The organism is Legionella rubrilucens, assembly GCF_001468125.1.
Lineage (GTDB): Bacteria > Pseudomonadota > Gammaproteobacteria > Legionellales > Legionellaceae > Legionella_C > Legionella_C rubrilucens.
This window is the reverse complement of record NZ_LNYT01000022.1, coordinates 264,260-280,976: the sequence shown is the minus strand read 5'-3', so window position 1 is coordinate 280,976 and position 16,717 is coordinate 264,260. Positions and strand designations below refer to the sequence as shown.

Genomic DNA, 16,717 nt, shown 5'->3' with positions numbered 1-16,717 from the left:
ATCCCATAACAAAGCAGGGTTAAATGCTATGCTTAATGGATGGGAGACAAACAGGATGTTATATGAACCCGCACAAAAGACGTGCCTTTCTTGTGAAGTGGGTTATTTGTTTAACACTTTTACTTATTCCAGCCATTACCTACGCTGAAAAAATTATTGTCCTCAATGTAGAAGGCGCCATTGGCCCTGCCATGGCGGATTACATTCATCGCGGCATCACTCAGGCCGATAAAGCCTCATTAATTATCCTGCGCATCAATACTCCCGGCGGATTGGATAAATCCTTGCGCCTGATTGTTCAGACGATTCTTTCGTCAAAAACACCGGTGGTTGCGTATGTGGCTCCCAACGGCGCAAGGGCGGCGAGCGCCGGCACTTATATCCTTTATGCCAGTACGCTGGCGGCTATGGCACCGGGTACCCATTTGGGGGCGGCAAGTCCCGTACAGATCGGTGAGCAAAACAAGGATACGAGCGATAAAAACAACTCAACCCTGGGCAAGAAAGTAGCCAATGATGCACAGGCTTATATCCGTACCTTGGCACAGTTGCGCGGACGGGACCCCCAATTTGCAGAAAAAGCCGTCACCGATGCCGCGACCATGACCGCACAGGAAGCATTAAAGGCCGGTGTAATCAATTTCATTGCCGACAATGAGACTGATTTGTTACAGCAATTGCAGGGTCAAGTGGTGATGCAGAATGGCATGAAAATTCAATTGGACACTGAAAATAAGACCATTGAACGCATTCATCCTGATTGGCGTACACAATTGCTTTTGATTATCACCGAACCAACGATCGCCTACCTCCTGCTGCTTTTAGGTATTTATGGCATTTTTTTTGAGTTAATGAACCCTGGTTTTGTACTGCCTGGCGTCATTGGTGCGATTGCCATGTTACTTGCACTGTATGCTTTGCAGCTGTTGCCTGTCAGCTACGCCGGCCTGGGTTTAATCCTGATCGGTATTGTTTTTATTATTGCCGAAGCGTTTTCGCCAAGTTTTGGCGCTTTGGGGATTGGCGGCAGCATCGCCTTTATTTTTGGGTCTATCCTGTTAATTGATACTGACCATCAAAGCTATCAGGTCGCCTGGTCTGCTATTTGGGCCATGGCGGTAGTGAATGTCCTGGTGCTGTTTACCCTGCTTGGGATGACCATCAAGTCACGGCGCCATGACGTTCAGCATGGTCTGTCCGTTCTGGTCGGTGCAGAGGGTCGAGCGATGGAGGATATTGATTTACAGGGGCAGGCTGTTATTCGCGGGGAAATATGGAATGTGCACGCCTCTCAACCCATAGGCAAGAATAAGAAAATAAAAGTCATTGCCGCGAAAGGTCTGCTTTTGGAAGTTAAGGAAATGAAACCTGCAAAAAAATCACGACAGGAAAACAGCAATGCCGTGAAGAAGCAGGATAATTAGGAGGATATTATGGCACCTTTTCTGATGTTCGCATTAATCATACTGGGCTTGCTGTTGCTGTCGACCTTCAAAGTGCTTCGTGAATACGAGCGTGGCGTTGTTTTTATGTTAGGGCGATTCTGGCAAGTCAAAGGCCCCGGTTTAATTATTGTCATTCCGGGTGTTCAACAGATGGTTCGAGTGGATTTGCGTACCGTGGTCATGGATATACCCAGCCAGGATGTTATTTCCCGTGATAACGTGTCAGTCAGAGTCAATGCAGTTCTCTATTTTCGTGTTGTTGAACCCAAACATGCGATTATTCAGGTCGAGAATTATTTTGAGGCCACCAGTCAATTGGCGCAGACAACCCTGCGTTCCGTTTTAGGGCAGCACGAACTCGATGAAATGCTGGCTGAACGGGAACAATTAAACAGCGACATTCAGCGTATTCTCGATGCGCAAACCGATAACTGGGGTATCAAAGTGGCCAATGTGGAAATTAAACACGTGGATTTGGATGAAAGCATGATTCGTGCGATTGCGAAACAAGCCGAGGCTGAGCGCGACCGTCGCGCCAAAGTCATTCATGCGGAAGGGGAACTGCAGGCGTCCGAAAAATTATTACAGGCCGCAAAGGTTCTGGCTGAACAACCGCAAGCCATGCAACTGCGGTATCTCCAGACTCTAGCGACCATTGCCGGGACGAATAATTCCACCATTATTTTTCCTATGCCTGTGGAATTGGGGGATCTATTGCGGAAATTGAGTCCTTAAACGAACAGCCATCCAGTGAGCTTGTGATCTGTGGTTTTGATGGGGAAGATGCTTTAAAAAAGTGGCCATAGGCTTTTGTAAAGCACTGCCTCAGGGCAGAAGCGGAATCGTTGGGTGTTATTGAGGCTTGATGGCTGGTAATGGCATCGATGGCTGCCTGATTACCATAAAAAGCGGCCAGTTCCATAATGGGCTTACCGTCAGGAGACAGGGTATTGGCTCCACGTTCAAGCAAGGCTAAAAAAAGCGCGCGGTTAGTGGTTGTGCACTCGGAGGTGCAGGCCAGCATCAAGGGGGTGCATCCCTCTTTGTTGATGTAATTCACATCCACTCTCGGGTCACGCAGCAATTCAATCACGGCTTCCGTATGCCCTTCCCGACAGGCAAGACCCAGCATGCTGTTGTGGTCGGAGTCACAGGGAGTATTGAGATCAAGCCCCGCTTTTCGACGAAGCATTTGGAGAATCGTCGTGTGATTGTAAGCGGCGGCATAAAAGAAGGTGCGCTTAAGCTGAGTTTTATTGAGAAAGGCGTGCTGCTTATCGAGCGTCAACAGCTCTCTCACCGTAGGCACATCATTACTTTGTGCCGCAATGGGCAGCAACCCATAACCGCGGGAATTAGTGATGGCCATGTTTTTTTTAGTGACCGGGAACATTGAATCCAGTTTTTTTAAACGATGCAGTAAGCCGGCATTGGGCCTGGCGATATAACAGGTGGATAGGATGAAATGGTTGCCCTTTTCAAAAAGCGTTTCATACAACCGTTCTGCGAGTACTGCCGTTGACAGGATTTGCTGCGGGTAGTCTTTTGATTGCTTGTACAGGTTATTGATATCCATGAACAGCCATCCTTTGGAATGAACCCGAAAGCCAAGACTGTGTTCTTCGCTGCCCGCGAGAATGGCGACATGATCCTCCAGTTTGAGCAGCAGGCGGAGTTGCTGCAGGAATTCCTGCAGCCTGGCTTTGGAAGCGCAGGGCACCGTTTTTTGATACAGGCATTGGACGGTTTGATGTTCCGGTGTTTTTTGATAGCGGATCATTTTAAGGATTGGATTAATGGCGCTTTGCGCCAGCGGTTTATTATAGACCTCGTGATAAAAATCCGGATCCTGAGCAAGGCAGATAAGTCCTAAAAGCGATTGCAACTCGCCTACTTGTATTTCCTTTTTATTCAACGTCTGGTGATTTTTTACCTTTTCGCTGATGGATTTGGATTGATCAAGCAAAACAGCCTTATGCGTCCTTAAGGTGTTCAGCAGATTAAAAAAATAGTTTTCTGATTTACCTGCCGCAGCCAATGCCCAATTTAAAGTAAAGCCGTGACAGACCCCATCGATTTCCACAGGGCTGTACTCAAAAAAATTTAATAGTTTAAGCAGGTCGTTGTGGGTCAGCGTATCCTTGTTTGTCAGGGAATGGTTCTGACTTTTGATGAAGTAACCCGGGAAAATCAGAGGGGTTAGCAGGTAAGCCAAAGCGCACATTAACAGGAAAATGATGAGATAGATCATCCGATAAACCCCTTGTCCCTTTTTTACAATAAAACATAAAGAAAATGGGATTGCAACGCATTGTGGCGGGAGTGGGAGACGCTGATGCAAATGGGATGGCCGAGGCTTGGGTCAAAACATTTAAGCATGATGGCGTGGGTTTGATGATCCATGAATGCTCAATGACTTAGGAATAAACTTCCGCAATGGTTTGTCGATTACAACCACGTTGCCTCGCAGAAAGGATTGTAATGGCTCGATTTAAAACGCCATGAATTATCAAAATCAGGTGATAATATTAACCACAAAATTTAATTCGGAACGGCTGCATCATGTCAACCAAGAAAAAATTGACAGGGATTACGGTTGAAACCCTTGTTTTAGTTGCTGTTTGGGAAACCCCCTTATTTTTCAGGGATGCTTTAAAATCACTGAACGGCAAGGTGAGGAGACTGTTTGTTTTTCTTTAGATGCCAGACTACTCATGCGCACCAACCCGATATTCTTCACACTGAGTTTTCATCTGAACAAGATGAGTTTACCCACCTCTATAATGAAGAAGGTCTGATTCAGTTAAGCAACGTGGATCAAACGCAAGAAGATGCGCTGTATTTATTAAAGTATGCTCTCCATGTCACCCTGGGGGAGATGATATCCAGTAGAAAAATGCATTATACATCGATAGATGATATTGCCATGCAGGCCCTGATTAATAAAGTAACGCCAATTTTGAAGAGAGAGTTCACTTTACCTGAAGAGGATTATATTGGATTTGCTGTTGCAATGGATTTCCGTCCAGAAGTAGACATGGCGTTATTGGCTGCATTGAGTTTACTTGGGAAATTAAAAAGTACGGGATCGAAAACAAGACACACTCATTAGCAATCAGGATAAGTCCATTACGAGGCCAGAAACGATGAGCCTGAATCGGTTACTGCGTACACCCGTGCTGGTTTATTGATTGAAAATTGCGCTATACCTTCCCCTGCGGCATGCTTTGTGGTAGAAAATCGGTTTTAAAATTTATACAGGGTTGCCATGTCAATTAAATCAGATCGCTGGATAGAGAAAATGGCCATGGAAGAAGGCATGATTTCTCCTTATGAGCGCCGGCAGGTAAGGGAAACCGGAAATGGCCGTATCATTTCCTATGGTGTTTCCAGTTACGGTTACGATGTGCGTTGTGCGGATGAATTTAAAATTTTTACCAACATCAACTCCGCCATTGTTGATCCTAAAAATTTTGATGCCAACAGCTTCGTCGATGTCCAATCCGATGTCTGCATTATTCCGCCAAATTCCTTTGCGCTGGCTCGCACAGTGGAGTATTTTCGAATCCCTCGCAATGTCTTGACCATTTGCCTTGGAAAGTCCACCTATGCACGCTGCGGCATTATTGTGAACGTGACCCCGCTTGAACCGGAATGGGAAGGGCATGTGACGCTTGAATTTTCCAACACCACGCCCCTGCCAGCTAAAATTTATGCTAACGAGGGAGTTGCGCAAATGTTGTTCTTGGAGTCTGACGAGGTCTGTGCCGTGTCCTATCGCGACAGGGGCGGTAAATACCAGGGTCAAACTGGCGTTACCTTACCGCGAACCTGAGAACGCATTACTCCTCTTCTTTCGCAAGCGGTATTTTGCCTCGTGAAGCATCGACCCGTTCACGAAGCTCTTTTCCAGGTTTAAAGTGGGGACTGTATTTGGCTTCGGTGACCACTTTTTCCCCGGTTTTGGGGTTATGGGCATTGCGGGGGGGGCGGTAATGCAGTGAGAAGCTGCCAAATCCCCTAATCTCAATGCGTTTCCCATCAATCAGGGCCTGGCTCATTAAGTCGAGAATTCGGTTAATGCCGTCAGTCACTTGCTTCTCAGGAAGGCGTGTCATTTCAGCAGCAAGGGTTGCAATGAGTTCCGATTTAATCATACCCACCTCGGTTAGCCGCGTTCTAAGGTCTATCATTACCAGAGTACTGCCGGTAATGCCTATTTTATTGTTTTATATTCAGTATAGACCCGAGAATAAATTATTCAATGTTATCAATTAACTGTAACAAGATTTAGTCAAATAATGCAAATGCAGCGGCCTGATAAGCGTTTACTTCGTGTGCAAACGGAACTGTAAATAGGCTGTAACGCGTCCCCAGCTCATTTGCAGAACGGTGGTTTTTCGTACGTTGAACGCGGCGGAATCCAATGGTTTGCTGGTAGTTAACACCTGCGTTCCCGGTTTTAACTGTTCCAGATAACCACTAATCCTGCGCCAATAATCGCCAAAAAAGGCGGTGGAATTAATAAAAATCAAATCAGCATCACGCAAATCAACCTCTAGAAAATCAGCCTGTCTGAATTCAATGCGCTTCGCCTTCAGCGCGTACTCAGGCCATGCCTGCAACTGAATGCGCCGCTCATCCGCGGCTTGATGAAGTGGGGCGAACAGTTCAATACCGCAACTGCGTTGTGGGGAATAGACCATGGCACAGGCAAGGATTGCCTTGCCGGTACCGCTGCCTAAATCATAAAACACGGTGTGGGGCGTGATGTGACAAAGCGACAACAAGGCAATGAAGGGTTCAAACTCAATTTCCCCGTAAACGTATTCCATCGCATCCTGATTGGTTCGGCTTAAGCGGGATAACGCAAAGCCATCTACATCCTGGTAAAGCACTTTAAAGCGCCTGGCATGATGGCTAAGGGCAAGAGTCTGACGCCACCGTCGAAGGTGCCGGCGTCGTTTGAAGGCAGGCCAGCCTAGGGCGAGCAGTGACGTGATGGCGGCAAAGACTAAGACGGTCAAGACTTGTTCCTTTTCCCGCCGGCAACGATGTTGTCTTTTTCCTGCTGCGACAGCATGGGCCACGCTTTCATCAGTAATTTACCCGCTTCGCGTTCATTGCGCGCCTGTTGATGCATCTCCCAGGGCATTTCATTGTTGACATACAATCCTACGCCAAAAGCCGTTAACAGAGTCGTTAAACAGGCGAACGCCGCGGCGCGCCATTGAAAGGTTCTAAGCAGGCGCGTGCTTTGGGTGATGGCCTGGCTGGCTGCTTTTTCCACGTATTCACAACTTTCATTCGCTACCCGTTTGAAATGCTGCACATCATAGTCCGCCAGCAATGTGCCGATTTTTTGAATGGCTGTCAACGCATACTCATCGAGTTGCGCCAGGCTTTTCTCGACGGTTTTAGTGAATTCCCGATGTTGAGACTGCATATCGGCGAGCATTTGCTGACTGGTTTTCTGCAGGGAATGGAGGTGGATTTCTCCCTGTTTAAGCGTTTGTTCCGTATGCTGGCGAAGGCGTTGCAGCCCTGCCTGGGTTAATACCTCATGGAAATTTTCAAGTTCCTTGCGCAGGCCTTGTAACTGTTCCTGTGTCTGTTGTTGCTGCAATTGCGTCTGCAATTCGATATCCTGCCGCCACTCCATCATTTTGACTTCAGCCAGTTCAAAATAAGCAATGAATTCACTGGCATGACGCAGCAATTCCTTTATTCTCAGCAAATCTTCTTCCCGCACACGGTCCATACCATCTCCTTGCTGGGTACAGTGTCTCCCGGGGCGTGTATTGTTTGGATGGAGACCCTGCTTTAAAGTAAAGGACTGCCCCTTCTAATGACGCAATGATGAAACAGTTTCTTTGGGCGCTTGCCTTTGTGTTCACTCTGGTTATGTTGCTTCTGTATTTTTTACAGCGGCATCTTATGTATTTTCCAGCAAAAGAAATGCCAAGTCGACAGCATTTCCATGCACAAAGTATGCAGGATGTTAAATTAATCACGTCGGATGGTCTTCAGTTAAACTCGTGGTATAAAAAAGCGGCGACTGGAAAACCAACCATACTCTATTTACATGGTAATGCCGGCCACATTGGTTTTCGCATGCCCTTGGTGACGGGTTTTTTAAATGCCGGTTATGGGGTATTGCTGCTGGAATACCGCGGCTATGGCGGTAATGCTGGAAGCCCGGGTGAGGCAGGCCTGTACCTCGATGGCGAGGCGGCGATGACTTTTTTGCTGAACGAGGGCGTGACCAGCGAGAGGGTGATTCTTTATGGCGAATCCTTAGGCAGTGGTGTCGCGACAAAACTGGCCGAACAATACCGCGTTTGCGCGGTGATCCTGCAATCCCCTTACACATCGATGACGGCAGTGGCTCGATTTCATTACCCCTGGATTCTGCTGTCGCCCTGGGATAAGTTCGATTCCTTATCCCGGATTGAACACATTGGTGCGCCGCTGCTTATTCTGCATGGGCGTTTAGACCGCATTGTTCCCTTTGAGCAGGCCGAGGTTTTGTATAAAAAAGCCAAAGAACCTAAAAAATTGATTGAATTTGCAGATAAAGATCATAATAATTTGTGGGATAAGGATTTTTTTGTGCAGCTTATGCAATTTATTCACTCCCATTGCCCAAAAAGTGATTAAGATTTAATTTTTTAGGTAATTTTAGAAACAGTCTTCCTATTAATATTTCCTTAATCTAGTTTGATTAGAATGGAAGAATAACCCGACATAGAGGTGTGCGATGAGTACATCAAGTTTTTTTAGAAACCCGGCCAGGGTCAATCCCATCCACGGTGTGGCGCCGGCCTATTCTAAATCTAAAGTAGTCAAACTTCAGGAACCCGCGTTCATTGATGTCGGCGGTCACGGCGATTGCGGCTTTAGAGCGATTGCAGCGGCTCTGGTTGATCAATTGCTGACTAAAAACAACTTTCCTGTGAATGCCCGCCCTCGAGGCATCGAAGACCTGTTTAAGCGTATATTGGCACGTCATTTTAAATTATTCCCCATGAAACATGCCTCTGGATTGAAAACAGTGACTGAGCGTGTCCGCGATTTAGTCGATTCACCGGCGAGAATGGTGGATTCACCTGCCAAAATGGCTGAATTTATTGATAAATTAGCCTATACCCTGCGTCAGATTGCAGTCGATGAAATGGTGACTTATCCCGAAAATTATCGCGGTGCTTTCGTTGATGACACGGAAGGCACGTCACCCGCTGAAATGCGTCAACCATCCACCTGGATTGATGAAACGGCCATTGCCGCCTTAGCCAATGCCCTGCACATACCGGTTACCGTGAAAATTGTCGAGCCCAACAAAGAAATACCCGCAATGAAGTACCATGGTCAAGCCGAGTCTCAGGGAGTGGGGGAGGTCGTTATGCAGTTGCAGGGACAACATTATATTCCACGTGTTTCCCAACCCGAACGCTTTCAACTGGTTGCCAATCAACCCGTTCCGCCCATTGAACCAAACCCTGAGCAAGGCAAACCCGATCCGGAAATGCCTGCCATCCTGGCGCGTATTGAGGCGGAAGACAATCGGTTGCTGGCTGAGTTTGATTATTATAAAAGTCTGCTGTCCAACATGGTTCAGTATGGCAATTTGAACAAAGACCAGCTGATTTCCATGTATGTCAAAGGATTAGGCAGCAGTGATTACCTGCGCGGACGCATTCGTCAGGTAGGACTTGAGTACGGTAATGAGCATTTCTTTGCTGAAATTACAGCCAGAGCTCAGAACAGACCCGCCATCATTGGTTTGAGCAGAGAAGCCAATGAGTCGCAGGTGGTGAAGGAGCTTATCCATGCCATTGCCCGTGCAGTCAGTATCGGTCAACTCGATTCCAAACTGGTACTTGACATGATTGAAAACGACAGTCAGGAAAATACCCGCAGTTCCATCTCGGCCATTAAATAAAAGGTGACTCCCCCATTCAGGGGAGTCCATTGCCTTACAGAAAACCCTGCTCTTTCATCCACTCATCGTTAGCGAATTTGGACATGTAATTGCGGATGGAATCGGGCAGGATAACCAGGCATTTCTGATGTTTCCCCAGTGTTTTTGCCGCTTTAAGAGCCCCCCACATGGCGGCTCCACAGGAGCCGCCGACCAACAAGCCTTCCTCACGAATCAAGCGCCTTGCCATGGCGAAAGAATCGGCATCTGTCGTTTTAATGTACTGGTCTATCAAGGCATTGTTTAACACGTCAGGAAAGAAATCATAGCCAATCCCTTCGACAAGGTAAGGTTTAATTTCTGTCCCGCCGCCAAGGATTGAGCCTACGGGATCAACGCCGACAATCTGGATGGACGGGTTATATTCTTTCAGACGGCGGGCAATGCCGGTGATGGTGCCTCCCGTCCCTACACTGGCAACCACCATGTGCAAGTCCTTGCCGAAATCATCAATAATTTCCTGCGCGGTACCATAGTAATGGGCATTGGGATTGTCGGGGTTGGCGTATTGATCGAGGATATGGGAGTTGGGAATTTGCCGCTGTAAATCCTTCGCCAGAGAAATATGACTGTCCGGATCGCTGGACGCCGCTTCAGTGGGTGTTCTGTAGATGGTCGCGCCCAGGCGTTCCAGTACGGCCTGTTTTTCCTGGCTCATTTTGTTTGGCATGGTAATAATGACGTGGTAGCCCAACACGGCACCGGCCAGGGCGATGCCTATCCCCGTATTCCCGGACGTGGGCTCTATCAGGGTATCGCCTGGTTTAATGCGTCCGGCTTCTTCGGCTTTTTTAACCATCTCATAGCCGATTCGATCCTTTACTGAACCGCCGGGATTAAAAAATTCACATTTGGCATAGAGTTCGCAGTCCAATTCCTGGCTGATGCGGTTAATGCGGACAACAGGGGTCTGACCTATGGTTTCAAGAATAGTCTGGTAAATCATGAATGAATCCTTTTAATGATTGGGTTGCGCATTCTACGCATAAGACATATTTATCCCAATTTTGCCGTATTAACAAGTTGGCGTTTTACAACGTTCGGAGCACCCGCTAGAATCTATACGACTGTATCTCCAATTATTCAAGGATGATGATATGCAAAAACTGAAATTGCGCACTGTCTCGATGTCTTCATTGTTACTGGTTGCTCCTTTGTTAATGACAGGGTGTGACACCATGCAGAGCTTAATGGGCGGCTCCAGCGGCAGGGATGACACCACTTATCATAGCAGCTCTTCGGCCTCCGTCACGACCTATGATCGTGCGAATTCGCCAACCAGCGGATCCAGCACAGCCGCTCACTCGTCTTCCTCCGCAGCGGCCGCAAATGCGCCCAAACCCTCTGGTCAATCCATGACGACCAAACCGGCGGTGCCGATGTCAGCACCCACTGTAGGTCAGTAATTGACACCAACGCCTGGCGCTAAGGACTGAACATGGCTACTGTTGCGGATGTTTTTGTGGACTCGTTGGAAAAGGCAGGCATCAAACGCATTTATGGTATTGTTGGGGATTCTTTAAACGGCATTACCAATGCCTTGCAAAAACGCAAGACCATCCAATGGGTGCATACCCGCCATGAAGAGGTGGCGGCTTTTGCTGCTGGCGCCGAGGCCCAGTTGACCGGCGGGCTGACGGTCTGTGCCGGAAGCTGCGGGCCGGGCAATGTGCATCTGATTAACGGGCTTTATGATTGCCAGCGCAGCAATGCCCCGGTTTTAGCCATTGCCGCGCATATCCCAACCCCGGAAATCGGCGGGGATTATTTTCAGGAAACCCATCCCAATATCTTATTTAAAGAATGCAGCTGTTTTTGTGAAGTCATTTCGTCAGTAGAACAAGTGCCGCGTTTGCTGAAAATTGCCATGCAGACCGCCATGGCCAAACGGGGTGTGGCTGTGTTGGTGATCTCTGGCGATCTGGCTTTGCAGGAAATGCGGGCAGAGGCGATGCCGCAGTGGATGCCTATGCCGCAACCCGCGGTGATTCCACAACCGGATTTATTGAATGAATTGGCCAAGCGGTTAAACAGCGCCAAAAAAATCACCATTTTTGCCGGCATCGGTGCGGCCAACGCCCATCAATCGTTGATGGCGTTGTGTGAGAAATTGCGTGCGCCGGTGGTTCATACCCTGCGCGGTAAACCGTATGTCGAATACGACAACCCTTACGACGTCGGCATGACAGGGTTGATTGGCTTCTCTTCCGGTTATTATGCGATGGAAGCCTGCGATACCCTGCTGTTGCTTGGAACCAGCTTTCCTTACCGGCAATTTTATCCGGGTAAAGCGGACATCATTCAAATTGATTTGCACGGTGAACAATTGGGCAAACGCACGGATCTCGCGCTTGGGGTAATTGGCGACAGTGATGCTACCCTCAAAGCCCTGCTGCCTTTGATTGAGGCCAAGACTGACAGCAGTCACCTGGAACAGGCGGTTAGCCATTATAAAAAGGCACGACGGGATTTGGATGCGCTTGCAAACTATAACCCAGGCAAAAAAGTTATCCACCCGCAGTTTTTAACGCGCGTGATCAACGAAGAGGCTCACGTCGACACCATTTTTACCTGCGATGTTGGCACGCCGACCGTCTGGGCAGCCCGTTATCTCACCATGAATGGCCAGCGTCGTTTACTGGGCTCCTTTAATCACGGCTCCATGGCCAATGCCCTGGCCCAGGCCATCGGGGCGCAAACAGCCTTTCCCAATCGTCAGGTGGTCGCTTTATGCGGCGATGGTGGATTCAGCATGCTGATGGGGGATATCCTGACCCTGGTGCAGCAGAATCTGCCCGTTAAAATCGTTATTTTTAATAACAGCACCTTAGGTTTTGTGGAAATGGAAATGCACGTGGGCGGCATGCTGGAATATGCCACCGAGTTAGAAAACCCCAATTTTGCCAACATGGCGGAAGCGGTAGGGATTAAAGGGTTTCGGGTGGAAGAACCTGAACAATTACAACAGGCTTTGCAGGTTGCCTTCAGCCATCCCGGGCCTGCGTTGGTGGACGTGCGGGTTAACCGCAATGAACTGGTCATGCCGCCAACCATCACCACAGCGCAGGTCAAAGGGTTTAGCCTTTACATGATGAAAGCCATTATCAACGGCCAGGGGACTGAAATTCTTGATTTGGTGAAGAACAGTTTATGGCGTTAAAATGCGGCTTTTCACCCATGTGAGTGCAAAATGAATGAATTAAAGCAACAGGCTGCCAAAGCGGCTCTCGCCTTTATTGAGGACAACATGATTGTCGGCGTAGGCACAGGCTCAACGGTCAATTATTTCATTGAGGAATTGGCGGCCATTAAACATCGCATTGACGCCTGCGTTGCCAGTTCCGTGGCCACAGAAACCCGTTTGCGGGCCGCAGGAATTCCGGTGATTGATTTAAATGCCGCGGGTGAATTGCCCATTTACATTGATGGGGCAGATGAAATCAATGCACAGAATGAAATGGTAAAGGGCGGCGGCGGGGCCTTAACCCGTGAAAAAATCATTGCGACCGTGGCTTCGGAATTTATCTGCATCGTGGATGAATCAAAAATCGTCAATCGTTTAGGCGCCTTCCCCGTGGCAGTCGAGGTGCTTCCTTTAGCCCGCAGTTACGTGGCACGCGAACTGGTTAAGCTGGGTGGCGACCCGGAATACCGTGAAGGATTTAAAACCGACAACGGCAATATTATTCTCGATGTTTATCATTTGGATATATCCACCCCCATCCGTCTTGAGGAGTCCATCAAACTCATTCCTGGCGTGGTCGAGTGCGGTCTTTTTGCTAAACGCCGCGCGAACAAAGTCATTGCCGCTCACTCGAATGGCATCACGATCAGGTAAATTTTTCTTAACGCATGAATAGGCTGCCTTGCAGCCTATTTTTTTAAAAAAATCGTTAAAAATCAATATAGTATTTTAATAGCCGCTAAAAATATTTATGAAATTGCAATAATTCTTAAGTTTTTCTTAAGGTTTGCTCGGTATACTGCAGGCATTGATTCAAGGAGTTTTCATGCGTGTATTAATTGTCGAGGACAATGCATTTAATGCCTTTTGCTTAACACGTCTGTTGCAGTCCGTGCAACCTTCAGTGCAAGTGACAGTGGTCAATGACAGTCTCAGCGCGTTAAATGTGATCGAATCAGACGAGATGTCTTTAGTGATTGTCGATGGCGATTTGGGTGCCAGCGATGGATTATTGTGTAATGGACCTGCCCTGGCGGATGCGCTCTGGGAATTGAAGCCCTCATTGCCTGTCATTGCCTGGACAGATTCGGAAATGATGCGAAGCGCCTTTGCTGAAACGTTTAAACAACAACAGAAATGTTTCAACGATATTTATTGCTGGCCAAAAATCGTCAGTCAGGAGCGCATTTCCTTAGCCTTGAATTACCTCGGAAAACAAACCAGCGCCACGCCTGCAGCCAGCCTCACCACGGTTACAGACACGCTGCACGCCTAATTATTACAGCAGGGGATGAAGTCTGATTTCCCGGTCAAAATCCACCAGCAGCAGATGATTGGGCGGCACATCCTGCCATTCCGCTTTAAATTTAGTCAATTTTTCGGACGCCACCAGCACGCAATGATGATCTTCAGTTGCATCCTTACCATGATTGTGTTTATGCGGCGTAAAGCAGTGACCAGAAAAATAATGCATGGATTCGGGTTTTAATTTCTTGTCAGAACAATAACGGCTTGCCAGCAAGCGCTGCCCATCGGTCAGGCAAATATTAAAATAAGACGCTTCTTTCGCCCCAAAATCATTGACCAGCCGATTGATTTCGGTCACCGTGACCTGAAAAATTTCAGCGACGGTTGATAATTGCGATAAATCTTTTCCCTTGGCTAATTGCAGAAACAAGGCAAAAAAATGCTCCGAATCGGTTTCCCCCTGAATCCAGTTATAAATGTCATCTTCCAGCATATGGCGCAAATGACGTTTAACGGTGATGAAATTATCAATGCCGCCGTTGTGCATCAACATCCAGTTACCATGAATAAAGGGATGGCAATTGTAATTGGTCACACCTCCCGCACTGGCCGCGCGGACATGCGCAAAAAAACAGGTGGATTGAATTTTAGCGGTCAAATGCAACAGGTTTCTGTCATTCCAGGCCGGTGAGATGGAAGTAAATAAAGCCGGCGCCGGGCTGAGGTGATGGGCATACCAGCCTAAACCGAAGCCATCGCCATTGGTTGGAATGGTGGATTCGCGGGCATGAAGGCTTTGCATAATAATGGAGTTGGTGGGCTTCACCAGCACGTCTTCCAGTAACACATCATCCCCGAGGTAAGCAACGAGTCGACACATGATTCCTCCTTGGTTTTATTAACTATAGCAATAAAACCTGAGAAGGCGTGCTGTCTTATTGGGGCTTAAACGCCGTCACTGTAGGAAAAAGGCGTGCTTTGTCATAAATAAATCGGATGGATGAGAATCCTGCCTGCGAGAGCAGGGCTTCTGTTTCGTGCGACGAGCGAAAGCAGCGGAATTTGCTGTCGATGAGCGTTGTGAATAACAGTTTCTGTAAACGCAGGTGCTCATGATTTATCTGCGACAGATCCCACTCTCCGGGGTGAGCTTCCGTGGGCGGCGGAGTGACGAAGCTGGTGACTAATTTACCACCTGGTTTTAATGCGGCATAAAAGCGTTGATAGAGCTGCAAGAGTCGCTCCGTGCCCGGTTCATAAATACTTAAGCCATTGCTTGAGATCAAATCGTATTCATTCTCGGCCGTGATTTTCCAGGCATCTGCCTGTTTTAAAACAAGCCATTGGTTTAAGCCTTTCTCGATGGCTAATTGCTTCGCATCCGCCAGGGTGTCGGCATCGTAATCAATACCTACCAGCAGGCAATCAGAAACCCCGTGAAAATCAAGATAAAGCAGCTCCCCCATCATGCCGCAGGGAATACAGGCCAGTGTGGCGCCGGGACGCACCTGGGCCTGATTTTCTTTGAGGAAAAATGTGAAACGCTCCTGGGTGGCCAACATTAAGGGGGAGTCATCGAGGATAAATTTTTCCAGTGGCGAAAACCCCTGGCCGCGGTTATTTTTTCCGGTTAGCCGGCCATGAAAGGGGTGTGTTAACATGTAATGTGTCCAAAACCCATTAATGCCCTGGTTCTGTAAAAGAAAGCGCCCAAAGTCAAACGACTGCAATTCCTGAAGAAGTGCCAACTGCTCCGCGACGGAAAAGCCATCCTGCCTGCCCTGTTGTTTAATTTTCTCGGCGACACGTGCTGCTACCACGGACAAGGCTTCCGTTTCCTGCTGATGAGAAATTAATGCGTCAGTCATTCTTGTCTTAATAAAAAGGAATAGACGGCTAAGGTAATGGAAAAGAAGGACTATGGCAAATTTTCAGGTTGGGCCATGTGAAACCCAACCTGAATGAGAGCCTCAAGGCTGTCAGGAGAATTGCAGAGTGTTGGCAGTATTGGCAGGTTTTTCCTGTTCAGGTTGTTTACCAAAGAACGACAACAACAGCAGGACATTGGCCGCCTCTTCATGCGGCGTGGGCTGTGCAGGTGACGGATTTTTTTTCTTTTTAGGAATAGACACCGGTTTTTTAAATACAGTCCCCTCTGTTGAAGGTGATTCTGCTACGTCCCTTACCTTTCGTTTTGGTGCCTTCAACAGGCTGTTAACCGAATCCAGGGCTTTTTGCACCTCGTCCTCGAGTTCGGGGGTAATGTTTAAGACTTTTCGGTAATACGCGTTTTTATACTCGTTTTTGAGGGTTCGATGAAACGCACTTAGTTCAGTCTGGACTTTTTGAAGGCGTTCATGGATACCTGAGTCCGGATTGTTTTCTACAACCAGTTGTTTCTTAAGGGTATGTAATTCGCCTTCTGCTTTAAAATAAGCCATTTTTAATACGCAGAATGTGGCGTCCAGTTCAATATCGCCTAACGTGGGTGTCATCCTGGCTGGTCCGATCGGTTCAATGAGTTCGAGAGTCAGTTGATAACAGCCCAAAGCGCAATCTACTAACGCGTGATGCCTTGCCAATTCGGCTTTATTTTCAAGCGCCAAAGCCACATAACTTTGTGCGGCCAACAGAAGGACATCAAGATAGGCCGGTAAATCGAGCACTGTAACGTAGCTCAACAGGCGTTTTACCTTTGAGCGATCCGGCACGACCTTCTCAAAGGCTTCAATGCCGGCTTTTAACCGGGCAATCTGACTTTTGTCTTTTTGATAGGTCATGTAATTGCTGCGTAAGGTATCGCTTAATTCAAGCAGTTCTTCTTTTTTTGCCATGGTCTCTCCGTTAGGCTTAATCAAG

The 16,717-nt window shown here is 47.8% G+C and carries 19 protein-coding genes; 10 read left to right on the top strand and 9 right to left on the bottom strand.

Translation table 11 applies throughout. The features are described from left to right. Nucleotides 1-62 precede the first annotated feature (62 nt). Nucleotides 63-1,424 carry an NfeD family protein gene (locus Lrub_RS13030; RefSeq protein ID WP_058532540.1) on the top strand — a complete coding sequence of 454 codons (1,362 nt, stop codon included), beginning with the start codon at nt 63-65 and terminating at the stop codon, nt 1,422-1,424. A 9-nt stretch (nt 1,425-1,433) separates the two neighbouring features. Further along, entirely contained in the window at nt 1,434-2,180 is a 747-nt protein-coding gene (locus Lrub_RS13025) for a slipin family protein (protein ID WP_058532539.1), read from the top strand. Here Lrub_RS13025 and ankG read toward each other — a convergent pair. Together ankG and Lrub_RS15205 are read right to left on the bottom strand one after the other, a co-directional pair. Further along, nucleotides 2,134-3,696 carry a Dot/Icm T4SS effector AnkG/AnkZ/LegA7 gene (ankG, locus tag Lrub_RS13020; RefSeq protein ID WP_058532538.1) on the bottom strand — a complete coding sequence of 521 codons (1,563 nt, stop codon included), beginning with the start codon at nt 3,694-3,696 and terminating at the stop codon, nt 2,134-2,136. The genes Lrub_RS13025 and ankG overlap by 47 nt on opposite strands. Before the next feature lie 23 nt (nt 3,697-3,719). Further along, nucleotides 3,720-3,848 (bottom strand): hypothetical protein, encoded by a 129-nt coding sequence (locus Lrub_RS15205; protein ID WP_272946959.1) that lies wholly within the window; start codon nt 3,846-3,848, stop codon nt 3,720-3,722. Nucleotides 3,849-4,257: 409 nt separating this feature from the next. On the opposite strand from Lrub_RS15205, the gene Lrub_RS13015 reads away from it, so the two are divergent. Together Lrub_RS13015 and dcd are read left to right on the top strand one after the other, a co-directional pair. Next, complete coding sequence (locus Lrub_RS13015; RefSeq protein ID WP_133134090.1) at nt 4,258-4,557, top strand: hypothetical protein; 300 nt, start codon at nt 4,258-4,260, stop codon at nt 4,555-4,557. Between the two features lie 156 nt (nt 4,558-4,713). Continuing rightward, complete coding sequence (gene dcd / locus Lrub_RS13010; RefSeq protein ID WP_058532536.1) at nt 4,714-5,280, top strand: dCTP deaminase; 567 nt, start codon at nt 4,714-4,716, stop codon at nt 5,278-5,280. Between the two features lie 7 nt (nt 5,281-5,287). Here dcd and Lrub_RS13005 read toward each other — a convergent pair whose 3' ends face one another. The 3 genes from Lrub_RS13005 to Lrub_RS12995 form a co-directional block, all read right to left on the bottom strand. Beyond that, nucleotides 5,288-5,602: an integration host factor subunit beta gene (locus Lrub_RS13005; RefSeq protein ID WP_058532535.1), complete on the bottom strand. Its 315-nt coding sequence runs from the start codon at nt 5,600-5,602 to the stop codon at nt 5,288-5,290. A gap of 171 nt (nt 5,603-5,773) precedes the next feature. Further along, entirely contained in the window at nt 5,774-6,472 is a 699-nt protein-coding gene (locus Lrub_RS13000; RefSeq protein WP_058532534.1) for a class I SAM-dependent methyltransferase, read from the bottom strand. Then, nucleotides 6,469-7,206 (bottom strand): hypothetical protein, encoded by a 738-nt coding sequence (locus Lrub_RS12995; protein ID WP_058532533.1) that lies wholly within the window; start codon nt 7,204-7,206, stop codon nt 6,469-6,471. Before Lrub_RS12995 ends, Lrub_RS13000 begins: the two co-directional genes overlap by 4 nt. 95 nt (nt 7,207-7,301) lie before the next feature. Between Lrub_RS12995 and Lrub_RS12990 the strand changes: the two genes are divergently transcribed. Together Lrub_RS12990 and Lrub_RS12985 are read left to right on the top strand one after the other, a co-directional pair. Next, nucleotides 7,302-8,105, top strand: coding sequence for an alpha/beta hydrolase (locus Lrub_RS12990; RefSeq protein WP_058532532.1), 804 nt, complete (start codon nt 7,302-7,304; stop codon nt 8,103-8,105). A gap of 100 nt (nt 8,106-8,205) precedes the next feature. Beyond that, a complete protein-coding gene (locus Lrub_RS12985) occupies nt 8,206-9,387 on the top strand; it encodes a hypothetical protein (RefSeq protein WP_058532531.1) in 1,182 nt (393 codons plus the stop codon). Between the two features lie 34 nt (nt 9,388-9,421). Here the strand turns inward: Lrub_RS12985 and Lrub_RS12980 are convergent, their stop codons facing one another. Further along, entirely contained in the window at nt 9,422-10,372 is a 951-nt protein-coding gene (locus tag Lrub_RS12980; RefSeq protein ID WP_058532530.1) for a pyridoxal-phosphate dependent enzyme, read from the bottom strand. A 151-nt stretch (nt 10,373-10,523) separates the two neighbouring features. Between Lrub_RS12980 and Lrub_RS12975 the strand changes: the two genes are divergently transcribed. The 4 genes from Lrub_RS12975 to Lrub_RS12960 all read left to right on the top strand — a co-directional run bounded on the left by Lrub_RS12975 (nt 10,524) and on the right by Lrub_RS12960 (nt 13,886). Further along, a complete protein-coding gene (locus tag Lrub_RS12975; RefSeq protein ID WP_058532529.1) occupies nt 10,524-10,832 on the top strand; it encodes a hypothetical protein in 309 nt (102 codons plus the stop codon). Nucleotides 10,833-10,864: 32 nt separating this feature from the next. Then, nucleotides 10,865-12,586 carry a ubiquinone-dependent pyruvate dehydrogenase gene (poxB, locus tag Lrub_RS12970; protein ID WP_058532528.1) on the top strand — a complete coding sequence of 574 codons (1,722 nt, stop codon included), beginning with the start codon at nt 10,865-10,867 and terminating at the stop codon, nt 12,584-12,586. A gap of 30 nt (nt 12,587-12,616) precedes the next feature. Continuing rightward, nucleotides 12,617-13,264: a ribose-5-phosphate isomerase RpiA gene (gene rpiA / locus Lrub_RS12965; protein WP_058532527.1), complete on the top strand. Its 648-nt coding sequence runs from the start codon at nt 12,617-12,619 to the stop codon at nt 13,262-13,264. Nucleotides 13,265-13,436: 172 nt separating this feature from the next. Beyond that, the gene (locus Lrub_RS12960; RefSeq protein WP_058532526.1) at nt 13,437-13,886 is read left to right on the top strand and encodes a response regulator; all 450 of its coding nucleotides are present in this window, start codon (nt 13,437-13,439) and stop codon (nt 13,884-13,886) included. 3 nt (nt 13,887-13,889) lie between these two features. Here the strand turns inward: Lrub_RS12960 and Lrub_RS12955 are convergent, their stop codons facing one another. The 3 genes from Lrub_RS12955 to Lrub_RS12945 all read right to left on the bottom strand — a co-directional run bounded on the left by Lrub_RS12955 (nt 13,890) and on the right by Lrub_RS12945 (nt 16,692). Further along, entirely contained in the window at nt 13,890-14,738 is an 849-nt protein-coding gene (locus tag Lrub_RS12955; RefSeq protein WP_058532525.1) for a class II glutamine amidotransferase, read from the bottom strand. Between the two features lie 55 nt (nt 14,739-14,793). Next, complete coding sequence (locus Lrub_RS12950; protein ID WP_058532524.1) at nt 14,794-15,726, bottom strand: SAM-dependent methyltransferase; 933 nt, start codon at nt 15,724-15,726, stop codon at nt 14,794-14,796. Between the two features lie 111 nt (nt 15,727-15,837). Continuing rightward, nucleotides 15,838-16,692: a hypothetical protein gene (locus Lrub_RS12945; protein ID WP_058532523.1), complete on the bottom strand. Its 855-nt coding sequence runs from the start codon at nt 16,690-16,692 to the stop codon at nt 15,838-15,840. Nucleotides 16,693-16,717 lie beyond the last annotated feature (25 nt).

What these genes read in the sequence shown, in the direction of transcription:
- dcd (WP_058532536.1), top strand. Translation starts at nt 4,714, where the DNA reads ATGTCAATTAAATCAGATCGCTGGATAGAGAAAATGGCCATGGAAGAA.
- rpiA (WP_058532527.1), top strand. Translation starts at nt 12,617, where the DNA reads ATGAATGAATTAAAGCAACAGGCTGCCAAAGCGGCTCTCGCCTTTATT.
- Lrub_RS13025 (WP_058532539.1), top strand. Translation starts at nt 1,434, where the DNA reads ATGGCACCTTTTCTGATGTTCGCATTAATCATACTGGGCTTGCTGTTG.
- Lrub_RS12950 (WP_058532524.1), bottom strand. Translation starts at nt 15,726, where the DNA reads ATGACTGACGCATTAATTTCTCATCAGCAGGAAACGGAAGCCTTGTCC.
- Lrub_RS12945 (WP_058532523.1), bottom strand. Translation starts at nt 16,692, where the DNA reads ATGGCAAAAAAAGAAGAACTGCTTGAATTAAGCGATACCTTACGCAGC.
- Lrub_RS12960 (WP_058532526.1), top strand. Translation starts at nt 13,437, where the DNA reads ATGCGTGTATTAATTGTCGAGGACAATGCATTTAATGCCTTTTGCTTA.
- Lrub_RS12995 (WP_058532533.1), bottom strand. Translation starts at nt 7,206, where the DNA reads ATGGACCGTGTGCGGGAAGAAGATTTGCTGAGAATAAAGGAATTGCTG.
- ankG (WP_058532538.1), bottom strand. Translation starts at nt 3,696, where the DNA reads ATGATCTATCTCATCATTTTCCTGTTAATGTGCGCTTTGGCTTACCTG.
- Lrub_RS15205 (WP_272946959.1), bottom strand. Translation starts at nt 3,848, where the DNA reads ATGGATCATCAAACCCACGCCATCATGCTTAAATGTTTTGACCCAAGC.
- Lrub_RS12980 (WP_058532530.1), bottom strand. Translation starts at nt 10,372, where the DNA reads ATGATTTACCAGACTATTCTTGAAACCATAGGTCAGACCCCTGTTGTC.
- Lrub_RS13030 (WP_058532540.1), top strand. Translation starts at nt 63, where the DNA reads ATGAACCCGCACAAAAGACGTGCCTTTCTTGTGAAGTGGGTTATTTGT.
- Lrub_RS13005 (WP_058532535.1), bottom strand. Translation starts at nt 5,602, where the DNA reads ATGATTAAATCGGAACTCATTGCAACCCTTGCTGCTGAAATGACACGC.
- Lrub_RS12955 (WP_058532525.1), bottom strand. Translation starts at nt 14,738, where the DNA reads ATGTGTCGACTCGTTGCTTACCTCGGGGATGATGTGTTACTGGAAGAC.
- Lrub_RS12985 (WP_058532531.1), top strand. Translation starts at nt 8,206, where the DNA reads ATGAGTACATCAAGTTTTTTTAGAAACCCGGCCAGGGTCAATCCCATC.
- Lrub_RS12990 (WP_058532532.1), top strand. Translation starts at nt 7,302, where the DNA reads ATGATGAAACAGTTTCTTTGGGCGCTTGCCTTTGTGTTCACTCTGGTT.
- poxB (WP_058532528.1), top strand. Translation starts at nt 10,865, where the DNA reads ATGGCTACTGTTGCGGATGTTTTTGTGGACTCGTTGGAAAAGGCAGGC.
- Lrub_RS12975 (WP_058532529.1), top strand. Translation starts at nt 10,524, where the DNA reads ATGCAAAAACTGAAATTGCGCACTGTCTCGATGTCTTCATTGTTACTG.